The organism is Dyella sp. ASV21 (genome assembly GCF_016428975.1).
Classification (GTDB): Bacteria; Pseudomonadota; Gammaproteobacteria; order Xanthomonadales; family Rhodanobacteraceae; genus Dyella.
On record NZ_JAELTT010000013.1, the window covers coordinates 77014 to 87704 of the forward strand.

General features: G+C 65.2%; 10 protein-coding genes. 2 read left to right on the forward strand and 8 right to left on the reverse strand.

Annotated elements, in window-relative coordinates; all coding sequences use genetic code 11:
• Positions 1-9: 9 nt before the first annotated feature.
• Positions 10-711: an SDR family NAD(P)-dependent oxidoreductase gene (locus tag JHD67_RS06925; protein WP_199098438.1), complete on the reverse strand. Its 702-nt coding sequence runs from the start codon at positions 709-711 to the stop codon at positions 10-12.
• A gap of 208 nt (positions 712-919) precedes the next feature.
• On the opposite strand from JHD67_RS06925, the gene tadA reads away from it, so the two are divergent.
• Positions 920-1405: a tRNA adenosine(34) deaminase TadA gene (gene tadA, locus JHD67_RS06930; RefSeq protein ID WP_199098439.1), complete on the forward strand. Its 486-nt coding sequence runs from the start codon at positions 920-922 to the stop codon at positions 1403-1405.
• A gap of 30 nt (positions 1406-1435) precedes the next feature.
• On the opposite strand, the gene JHD67_RS06935 is transcribed toward tadA, so the two are convergent.
• The 4 genes from JHD67_RS06935 to JHD67_RS06950 all read right to left on the reverse strand — a co-directional run bounded on the left by JHD67_RS06935 (position 1436) and on the right by JHD67_RS06950 (position 5885).
• Positions 1436-2362 carry a CHAD domain-containing protein gene (locus JHD67_RS06935; protein ID WP_199098440.1) on the reverse strand — a complete coding sequence of 309 codons (927 nt, stop codon included), beginning with the start codon at positions 2360-2362 and terminating at the stop codon, positions 1436-1438.
• Between the two features lie 76 nt (positions 2363-2438).
• Positions 2439-3251, reverse strand: coding sequence for an NAD-dependent protein deacetylase (locus JHD67_RS06940; RefSeq protein ID WP_199098446.1), 813 nt, complete (start codon positions 3249-3251; stop codon positions 2439-2441).
• Between the two features lie 49 nt (positions 3252-3300).
• Positions 3301-4026, reverse strand: a complete 726-nt coding sequence (locus JHD67_RS06945) for an HAD family hydrolase (protein ID WP_199098441.1) — start codon at positions 4024-4026, stop codon at positions 3301-3303.
• A gap of 95 nt (positions 4027-4121) precedes the next feature.
• A complete protein-coding gene (locus JHD67_RS06950) occupies positions 4122-5885 on the reverse strand; it encodes an amidohydrolase (protein WP_199098442.1) in 1764 nt (587 codons plus the stop codon).
• 227 nt (positions 5886-6112) lie between these two features.
• Between JHD67_RS06950 and JHD67_RS06955 the strand changes: the two genes are divergently transcribed.
• The gene (locus JHD67_RS06955) at positions 6113-7357 is read left to right on the forward strand and encodes a porin (RefSeq protein ID WP_233171686.1); all 1245 of its coding nucleotides are present in this window, start codon (positions 6113-6115) and stop codon (positions 7355-7357) included.
• A gap of 37 nt (positions 7358-7394) precedes the next feature.
• Here the strand turns inward: JHD67_RS06955 and msrB are convergent, their stop codons facing one another.
• The 3 genes from msrB to JHD67_RS06970 all read right to left on the reverse strand — a co-directional run.
• The gene (msrB, locus tag JHD67_RS06960) at positions 7395-7883 is read right to left on the reverse strand and encodes a peptide-methionine (R)-S-oxide reductase MsrB (protein WP_199098443.1); all 489 of its coding nucleotides are present in this window, start codon (positions 7881-7883) and stop codon (positions 7395-7397) included.
• A 98-nt stretch (positions 7884-7981) separates the two neighbouring features.
• The gene (locus tag JHD67_RS06965; protein ID WP_199098444.1) at positions 7982-8362 is read right to left on the reverse strand and encodes a TraR/DksA family transcriptional regulator; all 381 of its coding nucleotides are present in this window, start codon (positions 8360-8362) and stop codon (positions 7982-7984) included.
• A gap of 123 nt (positions 8363-8485) precedes the next feature.
• A partial coding sequence (locus JHD67_RS06970) for a TonB-dependent receptor (protein ID WP_199098445.1) occupies positions 8486-10691 on the reverse strand: 2206 nt, incomplete at its 5' end.

Genomic DNA, 10691 nt, shown 5'->3' on the forward strand with positions numbered 1-10691 from the left:
TTTTGGGGTTTACCAGGGCACGGTGTCGCCCCGGTAGTCGAGGAACCGCAGGCCGTGATGGCCGGCGTGGGCGGCGATCACATCGACCACGCGCGGGATGCTTTCCTCCACCGACAACACCGCTTCGGGCCCGCCCATGTCGGTACGCACCCAGCCCGGCGCCATCAGCAGCAGCGAACGCGTATCGCCCGCGTGGCGCGCCGCGAAGCAGCGCATCAGGGTATTCAAGGCGGCCTTGCTGGCCCGATAGGCCTCCCAGCCGCCGTCGACATTGCCGCTGACGCTGCCCAGTCCTGACGACATGGCGGCGATGCTGCCTGCGGCCGACACCAGCGGGGCCAGCGTCTCGACGACCCGCATCGGGCTGAGCGCGTTGGTCACCATGGTATCGATGAAGGCATCGGTGCTGACCTCGCCAATCGGCTTCTCGGCCTCGATGGCTACCCCTGCATTGACGAACAGTAGATCAAGGCGTCGCCCGATCAGTCGTTGGTGCAATGCCTCCAGCTCCGCGGGCGAGTTGATGTCCAACTGCTCGATCTCCAGCCGTCCGCCGACCTTGGCGGCCAGCGCGTGGAGTTGACCGGGGTGGTGACCGCGAACCGTGGCGATGACCTGCCAGCCGCGTTTCAGGTACTCCTCGGCCAGTGCGAGGCCCAGGCCGCGCGACGCGCCGACGATCAGGGCGGTGGGTGTGGGGGCGGATGCCATGAGCTGCGTCTCCTGGGTTCGTTGCCATGCGTATGCAGCGCGCTGCGGAATGGTTGAATGGCGCCCATCCAGTGGAGTGATGGCACCATCGATCAGGCGGATTTCAGCGCAACCGATGCACGCTCGCGGTGAATGCGGCGCACCGGGCGGGCCGTGGCGACGGGTTGGGCGATAGAATGGCGCGCCGTATCTGCCGCCTACCCAACCGATGACCGACGATCTCCCGCTTTCCACGCCGTTCTCCGCCGAGGACGAGGGCTATATGCGTCGCGCCCTGCAACTGGCGGCGCATGCCCGCGATGCCGAGGGCGAGGTGCCGGTGGGGGCCGTACTGGTACAGGGTGAGGAGATCATTGGCCTGGGCTGGAACCGCAACATCACGCTCAACGACCCCAGTGCGCATGCCGAGATCATGGCGTTGCGCGCAGCGGGCGAGCGGCTCAGCAATTACCGCATGCCGGGCGCCACCTTGTACGTGACGCTGGAGCCGTGTGCCATGTGCGCCATGGCGCTGGTGCATGCCCGCATTGGGCGTGTGGTGTATGCCGCTACCGATCCCAAGACCGGTGCGGCCGGTAGCGTATTCGATACGCTGGTTTCCGATCGGCACAATCATCGCGTGGCGGTGCGGGGCGGCCTGCTGGCCGAGGAGTCGTCCGTGATGTTGCGCGAGTTCTTCCGCGCCCGTCGCTAGGGGTTGCATCGATGCAACCGGCGAGCGTTGTCAATGCGCGCGGCTGCGCCAGTAGGGCTCAAGGTCGTCCAGCGCCGTCAGCGCATGCATGGCCTGCTCGGCGGCGACGTAGCCGGTGCGCTTGCTCCAGCGTCGAAATGGCTTGGTGAGTCCCTGTGCGTGCTCGGTGGCAACGAGCTCGCCAAACATGCGGCGCGCCATCATGCGATCGTGCGCCAGGCCAAGATGCGTTTGCAGCTCGGCCAATGGCTTCAGCCACGTGCTGGCAGTGTGCTTGGGGAAGGCGTGTTGATACAGCTCGATGCTGTAGCGCAGTTTCTTGGCGGCGCTGCGCAAGCGATGCAGGCGCTTCTGTCCGCCATCGAGTTTCTCCGCGCGCTTTTTAAGCGTGACGTAACGCTGCTCGATGGCGGCCGCGGCGGCCTTGCGGACAGCCTTGTCGCTGGGCGGCTCCAGGGTATCCACCCAGCGGCGCCACGCCCGCAAGGGCACCACCAGGCTGTGTTTGCGCAAAGCAGCCATGGCTTGCCGATGTGCGCGTTGTTGTTGCTCGAGCAGGTGCTGCTGGACGGCGCCGTGATCGTTGCGTTTGCTGCCTGCCTGGTTGATGAAACCAGGCAGCGTCTCCTGCACCAGGATGTCCAGGTCGCGGCATGAGCCGGTGGCTTCGCGACAGTGGCGTAGATAATCCAGTACATCACCCAGGTCGTCGTCGGAAAGCGTGGCGATGTCTTTCAGCGTTGCCGTGACGCGGCGCAGACTCACGCGCCAGGCGTGCAGCAGCTTGGCATCGTAGGGGCCGTCGAGCAGGCGTTTGCGCGCATCGCTCGCCTTGGACAGGTAACCCTCCACCGTGCGACACAGTTCTTCAAATGCCGACTTGCCCGCTGGTCGAGGCTTGACGCGCGGCTCAGCGATGCGTGGTGTCGCGACCTGATGCTGCAACCTGGCACTCATGGGATGGTTACCAAACGTCCGGGATGGCTACTGTGCATCAAATTGTGACAACGCGCGAGCGGCGCACTGCCGCGCTTCAGGTGATGAATGCCAGGGCGTTGGCGCAGGATTGTTCGATCTTCAGGGTGAGCAGGGGGTCGGCACGTGTCCGGCCCAGGTTGACTGCGGCCACCGGCTTGCCATCGCGTGCGGCGGCCGCCACAAAGCGATAGCCGGAGAACACCATCAACGAAGAGCCGACCACCAAGACACCCTCCGACTCGTTCAGTGACGTGATGGCAGCGTCAACCCGGTCGCGCGGAACGTTCTCACCGAAAAACACCACGTCGGGCTTCATGATGCCGCCACAGGCGGGGCATGGAGGTACGTCGAAGCGGGTGAAATCGCGCGCGTCCAGATCCGCGTCGCCATCGGGCGCATCACCGGCGTCCAGTTCGGCCCACGCCGGGTTGCGCTGCACGAGTTGCTGCTGAAAGCTGTCGCGTGGCAGGCGCAAGCTGCACGCCATGCAGCGCACTTCGTTCAGGCGACCGTGCAGGTCGATCACGCGCTGCTGGCCCGCGGCCTGGTGCAGGCCGTCTACGTTCTGGGTGAGCAGGGTGACGATATGCCCGCGTTGCTCCAGCCGTGCCAGTGCGTGGTGGGTGGCATTGGGGTGCGCGCGACCGAAACGGCGCCAGCCCACCAGGCTGCGTGCCCAGTAGCGCTGGCGGGTATGCCGGTCGCCCATAAAGGCCTGGTAGGTCACGGGCTGGGCCCGTTTCCAGCCACCATCCGTGTCGCGATAGTCCGGGATGCCCGAATCGGTGCTACAGCCCGCGCCCGTGAGCACAAAGAGGCGCGGATGCGCCTGGATAAAGTCGCGCAGACGCGCCTGGTCCTGCGCCAGCGAGTACCTGACTGCATCGCCCGCATCAGCGGCGAGCGCGGTGGTGGTTTCAGGCGGCCGCACGAGCCTGCAACTCCGTCAGGGCGTGGGCGATGCCCGAGGGGCCTTCCACCTGCACCACATGCGAACCCTGGTCGATGAAATCCGTGTCGGTCTCGTGTGCCCAGGTCACGTGATAGGGCATGTAGACGCCCCAGCCGCCCAGTTGCACCACGGGAGCGATATCCGAGCGCAGCGAATTCCCTACCATGGCAAAACGCTGCGGCGTCGTGGCGAGTTCCTCGAGTACGTTGCGATAGGCGCGTTCGTCCTTCTCGGACACGATTTCGATGCGATGGAACAGGTCGGCGAGTCCGCTGTGGGCGACCTTGTGCTCCTGGTGAAACAGGTCGCCCTTGGTAATCAACACCACGCGATGGTGCTCGGCGACCGCCTCGACCGCCTCGCGGATGCCCGGCAGCAGCTCGACCGGATGCGCCAGCACCTGCTTGCCCAGCTCGATGATGCGATGCAGGTCGCTCGCACTGATGCGCGATTGCGTGATCTCGATGGCCGACTCCAGCATCGAAAGGGTCATGCCCTTGGCGCCATAGCCAAACAGCTTGATGTTGCGGCGCTCGGTAGCGAGCAGGCGATCGTGCAACCGCAGGTCGGCGAGGTCCACATATTCGCCGATGATTCGCTCGAACTCGCCGTGTGCGGACTGGTAATAGCCTTCGCTATGCCACAGCGTGTCGTCGCCGTCGAAACCCACCAACTCAATGACGTTGTTCATTCGCGTCCTGGTCCTGATCGGGCGCACCCGCAAGGAGGCGCCGACGGGTCATTTTCCCAGAAAACGCGACGCGTCGCCCTGTGCCGGCAGCGGACTCAGCCTGAGACGCTACGCTGTGGCCCGGCTTGCCGCGCCGTGGTGCTGTCCGGGTTTGTCGAGTCGGGGCGCCAGCAATGACTGCCGTGATGTACCGGCGACCATTCAGGCAGGGCCGGCGGTGGTGGCAGGTCGAGCGCATGGAACGGGTCGCTGGCGTACACGACCTGGCCGTCCATCACCGTGAGTTCGGCGACGATATGCGGGATGGCGTCATCAGGCACCTCGAAATAGTCCTGCGACAGCACGGCGAAATCCGCAAGCTGCCCCACATCGAGCTGGCCCTTGCTGCCCACTTCGCCGGTGAACCAGGTGTTGGCGCGGGTATACAAGGCCAGCGCCGTGGCGCGATCCACGCATTGCTCGGCAGGGCGCAGCTCCCGGCCGCCGCAGGTCTTGCCGGTGCACAACCAGTGCAGGGCGGCCCACGGGTCGTAGCTGGCCATGCGAGGGCCGCCGCTGCCCACGCCAACGGGCAGGCCCAGCGCCAGCATGCGGCGCAGCGGTGGTGATGTGGCGGCGGCGCGTGGGCCGTAGCGCTCGGCGAAGGTTTCTCCCTGATAGGCGAGGCGCGGCTGCACGCACACGCCACCGCCCAGCCGGGCAATGCGTTGCAGGTTATGGTCCGATACCGTTTCCGCATGGTCGAACCACCATGGCGCCTGCAGCGGCTGCTCGGCATGCAGGTGTTCGAGCAAGCTGAGAACGCGTCCTATGGTTTCGTCATACGTGGCATGGAGCCGCCAGGGCCAATGGCGTGCCATCAAGGGGCGCAGCACGGCTTCCAGTTCCTGCTCCATGCCGGGCGCCATCTCCGGGCGCGGTTGGGCGAAGTTGCTCAGGTCGTTGGCGGCTTGCAGCAGGATTTCGCCCGCGCCGTTGCAGCGGTAGCTTTCGTCGCCTTCGCCGGGATGGATAAGCGTGGCCCAGTGCTGGAAATCATGGGCTTCCGCACCGGCATGGGCGGCGGCCAGGTGATAGGCGATACGAACCGTCAGCAGGTGGTGCTGGCTCAGTTCCTCGATGGCCTGGTAGTCGTCCGGGTAGTTCAGTTCCGGGCCGCCGGCATCGATCACGCTGGTCACGCCCAGGCGATTGAGGTCGCGCATGAAGTGACGCGTGGCGTTGGTGCGGTATTCCAGCGGTAGCGAGGGAGCCTGCGCCAGGATCGCATAGAGCGGCTGCGTCTCCGGTGCCGCCAACAGCAGGCCGGTCGGTGCGCCCGAGGGATCCCACTCGAAATGGGCGCCGGGCGGGTCGCGAGTCATGCGCGAATAGCCGCAAGCACGCAGCGCGGCCTGGTTGAGCAAGGCGAGTTCGCCCAGGTGCAGCAGGCACACCGGCGTATCCGGTGCGAGCGCGTTGAGTTCGCTCAGGGCGGGCAAGCGCTTTTCGGCGAACTGGTGGCGACTGAAGCCGCCCACCACGCGCACCCATTGTGGCGAGGGCGTTCGTGCCAATTGCGCGCGCAGGCCTTGCATGGCCTCGTCCAGGGTAGGCACGCCATCCCAACGCAGTTCGAGGTTGTAGCTCAGTCCGCCGCGCACCAGGTGGAGATGGGCATCGATCAAGCCAGGTATGACACGGCGCTTGCCCGCGTCGACGACCACGGTTGCCGGGCCTGCCAGCGAGCGGATCTGGCCATTCGTGCCCACTGCGGCAATGCGCCGCCCGGTTACCGCCAGCGCCTGTACCTCCGGTCGATGCGCAACACCGGTATGGATGCGGGCGTTGTGCACGATTAGCGTGGGATAGGTGGTCATGGCTGCCGCCCGGAAAGCCCTGCTCTTGGATCTCAGGTGTAAGGCGTGCGACGTGGAGCTTTCGTGACCATGCAGTCAGGCGGCATGGGCAGGCATATATGTCGAAACAAGCGTTAGCCTGCATGGGTTGCAGGCGGCGGGGCAAAGCATGTGCATATGCACAAAGGTCATTTCCGCGCGCACTGGCGATTGGACAGCATGGTGGCACGTCGATGGGAGGGGAGCCCATGAAGTGGTTGCACGCAGGCCAGCGTAAGGGCGGTATCAGGGCGCGCTTCGTCATGACCGTGGGCGTGCTGGCCGCGGCCACTCCCCTGGCATGCCTGGCCGACACCTATGACCTTTACAGCAACTGGCCCACCCATGTGACGGCCAGCGATGGCACGGACTTTGGCTTGGCCGTGCTCTATCAGTACGACGTGAATCGGTTCTCCAACGATGGCGGTCGACTCGAAGATGCCGCCACCAATCGGCGGCGCTACTTCGGTCTCTACCTGCGCAAGCCCGGTGTGTATGACGCCATCGCCCAATACGACTACCAGGCCAAGCAATGGGCCGATGCCTTTGTGCGCTTTCGCAGCGGCGGCGTCATCGGCAAGGACATCGGCAATGTTCGCTTCGGCTATTCCAAGACGCCGGTGGGCTTCGAGGGTGTGACCAGCAGCTCGGCGACCACTTTTATCGAAACAGCGCTGCCCACGCAGGCCATCTGGGAGGGGCGTCGTGCTGGCGTCGACTGGGCCTGGATACGCCCACACCTGATCGTCAACATCGGCGACTACTTCTGGCGCAAGGATTTTGACGGCAACAACCCGGGGCATACCTGGGCCGGGCGCATCGCCTGGGTGCCGGTCAATCGCCCGGGCGAAGTGGTGCACCTGGGCGTGTCCGCATCACAGGAGAACCTCGATTGGGCCAGCCAGGGCACCGTGCCGCCCGTTGCGCGCCTGCGCGCGCGCCCGGAAGACGGCCTGTCGCCGGTGCGGCTGGTGGACTCGGGCAATCTCGCCTACAGCAAGAGCGTGGAACGGCAGGGGTTCGAAGGTTTGTGGGTCGATGGGCCGTGGTCGGTGCAGGGCGAATATCTGAAGGCCCAGGTGAATCGGTACCAGGGCAGGCCGAATTTCCAAACGGACGGCTATTACCTGTTCGCCACCTGGACCTTGACCGGCGAGTCGCGCTACTACAGCGACGGCAACGTAGCGGATCGTCGATACAACGGCCGCGATTTGCAGGCCATTCGTCCAGCGCATCCGTGGGGCGCCGTCGAGCTGGCTATTCGCTATAGCGAACTAGACCTCAACGATGGCGCCATCACGGGCGGCAAGGAGCACGACTGGACGGCGGGTGCGAACTGGTACATCGGCGAACACCTGAAGTTCCAGGCCAACTACGTGTGGGCCTTCAGTGATCGCGGCAACCTGCAGGTGAACCCGCATATCGTCGAAATGCGGGCCCAGGTTTATTTCTGAGCGTGCTTCGCCGGTCGCCCGCGCGGGAGGCCGCTTTTCAGCCGGGGAAGTGGGTCCAGATGGCGCCCTCCGGTGCGCCACGCTGAAGCTTGTCGGGCAGCGGCTCGGTAGAGGCCACAAATGCCAGCGACACCGAGTTGATGCAGTAGCGCTGATGCGTTGGCGGCGGACCATCGTCGAACACGTGGCCTTGATGGCTGCCGCAGCGCGCGCAGCGGATCTCGGTACGCACCATGCCGTAGCTGCTGTCGCGCACGTAACTCAGGTGCGTCTCGTCGAACGGCGTGGTGAAGCTGGGCCAGCCGGTGCGGCTGTCGAACTTGCTGCCACCCAGGAACAGCGGCAGGCCGCACAGGCGACAGCAATAGACCCCCGGGCGTTTCTCCGTGAGCAACACGCCGCAGAACGGCGATTCCGTGCCGTGATGCAGCAGTACTTCGCGTTCGTCGGCGGTGAGGCCGGCGGCGAGTTGATCGAACTGCAGGGGCGAGGGCGGCGAGAGATCGAACACAACAGGGTGGCTCACGACAGGGCTCCTCCACGGTCCAGCACAAGGCCGGCAAGCGAAGGCTGCCGGCGGGCAGCCCTCAAAGTCGTGGCGTTCGCCCCGGTTTCCAAGGGGCGTCAGTGGCGCGCTTCGCGCAGAGCCTCTTCCTGCACGGTGAGGATGGCCTCCGGCGTGGCTTCCAGGCGCGCCTGGGGAATGGGGCTGCCACTCAGGTCGGAGAACCCATAGGTACCGTCGTTGATCTTTTGCAGGGCGCGCTCGATGTCGCCGATGCGCCGCGCGTCGATGTCGCGTTGGTCCTGGCGTACTTCCTCGATGGCGCTGTCCTGCGCCTCGTCTTCGTATTCGGCGGCTTCGTCGTCGTGGAGCGCGGTTTCATGGCGCCGCTGTGCGGTGGTGCCCCATTCGCCGCCCAATACCTGGCGACGCAATGCTTCCAGCCGGTGGCGCTGTTGTTCGATGAACTGCGGACTCAGGTGGGCTGAGTGGTTGGGCATGACAGGACTCCGCATCGAGGGTGGCTGCAACGAGCCTTTAGCTATCGCACAGCCATCGTTTCGATGTGGTGAAGGGCGCCGCTGTTTGCCGGGCGCACCCCGCGGGGCGCGCCCGGCGAGGGCTTACCAGCGATAGGCCACCTTGCCGTACACGTAGGCACCATTGAAGCCGAACGGCGAGAACACCGAGTAAGGCAGTGCACCGTTGTTGTCGTTGGCGGCGATGACCTTGTCGGGATGGGTGTTGAACACGTTGTCGCTACCCACGGTGAAGGTCCAGCGATCCACCTTGTAGCTCACCGCCAGGTCGAGCAGCCACTTGGGGCTGAACACCTGATCCAGCGCCGGACTGGTGGAGTTGTACGACACCCAGCGTCCGTAGCGGGTGAGCGTGCCGTTGAAGCTCCAGCGATCGAGATTGTAGATCTCGTTGATGATGAGCTTGCTGCGCGGCGTGGTGTCGGCCAGCAGGCCGTACTGGTCGCGTCGGTCGATGCGCTTGAGGTTCACCCCTAGCTGATCGAGTACGGCCGGATTGGCCTTGATGTCGGTGACCTTGTTCTTGTTGTAGTTGTAGCTGAGCGTGGATTGCAGCGAACCGTCGTTGCCGAAGTCGCTGAGGTAGCTCGCCACCAGGTCGATGCCCTGGGTGCGCGTATTCACTGCATTGGTGAAGTAGGAGATGCCGCTGTAGTTGGTGTTGGTGACACCGTTGGCGGCCAGGTACGCCTGCACCGAGGGCGAGGTGGTGGCCAGGTTGCTCGACAGCGTGATGCGGTTGTCGATATCGATCTGGTACACGTCCACGCTCAGGTTCAGCGCATCGAGCGGATTCCACACGGCGCCCAGCGTGTAGTTGTGCGACTTCTCCGGCTCGAGCGGCTGCGCGCCCAGCAACTGCCCGACCTGGCTGCCTACCGGTACCAGTCCGGTGTTGTAGATACCCGCCGGCAGGCCCAGCGAATTGCCCGTGCCGTAGTACAGCGAGGACGTGTACGAGTAATGCTGCTGGGCCAGCGACGGCGCGCGGAAGCCAGTGGATACGCTGCCGCGCAGGGCGAAGCGGTTGGTGAAATCGAAACGCCCCGCCAGCGAGCCGGAGGTGGTGTTGCCAAAATCGCTGTAATCCTCATGGCGCAACGCCGCGGACGCGCTGAAGCGATCGGTGAGGTTGGTCTCCACGCTCACGTACTGCGCCACATCGTGGCGACTGAAGGAGCCGGCGTTCACCGGTTGGAAGCCGCCAAAGCCTTGGGCGCCGCCAGAGACGCCCGAGGTGCCCGTGTACCAGGAGGGCAGATCGCCAGCGTCGATCTGGTAGGTCTGGCGCAGATACTCCGCGCCGAAGGCCAGCGTGACCGGATTGGGCAGCCAGCTGGGGGTGAATTCCTTGGCGATGTCCACATCGAACGATTGCTGCGTGGAGCGCAGGATGCCGTCGTGGAACGTGGTGGGGCTGTAGCCGAAATCATGCAGGAAGGCGCGATTGACACTGTTCTCCGTGGCATAGGAGACCCGGTTGCCGCCGTAGTTGCCGCTGACGTCCCAACGCCAGCCGCCGCTGGTCTTGCCGCGCACGCCTACCACCAGTGACTGGTCGGTGGAATCGGCGTGTTCCAGCGGCAGGTAACCACTGGGATAAAGCGACGGCACCGAGTTGCTGCTCGCCACATTGCGGAAGAACGCGGGTGAGGTGCTGTCGCGATTGCCGTAGTGGCCGAATGCATACAGCTGCACGCCCGGCGTCAGGTCGAACTGCGCGTTCACGAACAGGTTGTGGTCCTTCACCGCCGGATCGCCGAAGCGCTGCGTCACGCCCTCCCAGGGGCGCGTGCGATTGGGTTCGGAGCGATTGGTGTAGTCCTGGTTGCCATCCTGCAGGGTGAAACGGATCCAGCCGCGGTCGTTGTCCAGCGGAATGCCGAAGTTGGCCGAACCCTGCCACTGGCGACCATCGCCGGCGGAGTACTGGCCGCCGGTGACGTCGACCTCGCCGCCCTGGGCGCCCTTCTTGAGCACGATATTGATTACGCCCGCGATGGCGTCAGAGCCGTATTGCGCGGAGGCACCGTCACGCAGCACTTCGATGTGGTCGATGGCGCCGATCGGAATGGTGTTGAGATCCACCGCCTGCGAGCCGCGGCCGAGCACGCCGTTGGTGAGCAGGATGGCGCCGGGGTGCCAACGCTTGCCGTCCACCAACACCAGCACCTGATCGGGCGACAGGCCGCGCAACTGCGCGGGGCGCTGCGAGTCAGCGGTATCCGAAGCGGCCGGACGCGGGAAAGTGAGCGACGGAATCAGGCGCGCCAGCGCGGTGGTGAGCTCG

Coding starts and splice junctions, on each gene's coding strand:
- JHD67_RS06925 (WP_199098438.1), bottom strand. CDS start 711: ATGGCATCCGCCCCCACACCCACCGCCCTGATCGTCGGCGCGTCGCGC.
- tadA (WP_199098439.1), top strand. CDS start 920: ATGACCGACGATCTCCCGCTTTCCACGCCGTTCTCCGCCGAGGACGAG.
- JHD67_RS06935 (WP_199098440.1), bottom strand. CDS start 2,362: ATGAGTGCCAGGTTGCAGCATCAGGTCGCGACACCACGCATCGCTGAG.
- JHD67_RS06945 (WP_199098441.1), bottom strand. CDS start 4,026: ATGAACAACGTCATTGAGTTGGTGGGTTTCGACGGCGACGACACGCTG.
- JHD67_RS06950 (WP_199098442.1), bottom strand. CDS start 5,885: ATGACCACCTATCCCACGCTAATCGTGCACAACGCCCGCATCCATACC.
- JHD67_RS06955 (WP_233171686.1), top strand. CDS start 6,113: ATGAAGTGGTTGCACGCAGGCCAGCGTAAGGGCGGTATCAGGGCGCGC.
- JHD67_RS06965 (WP_199098444.1), bottom strand. CDS start 8,362: ATGCCCAACCACTCAGCCCACCTGAGTCCGCAGTTCATCGAACAACAG.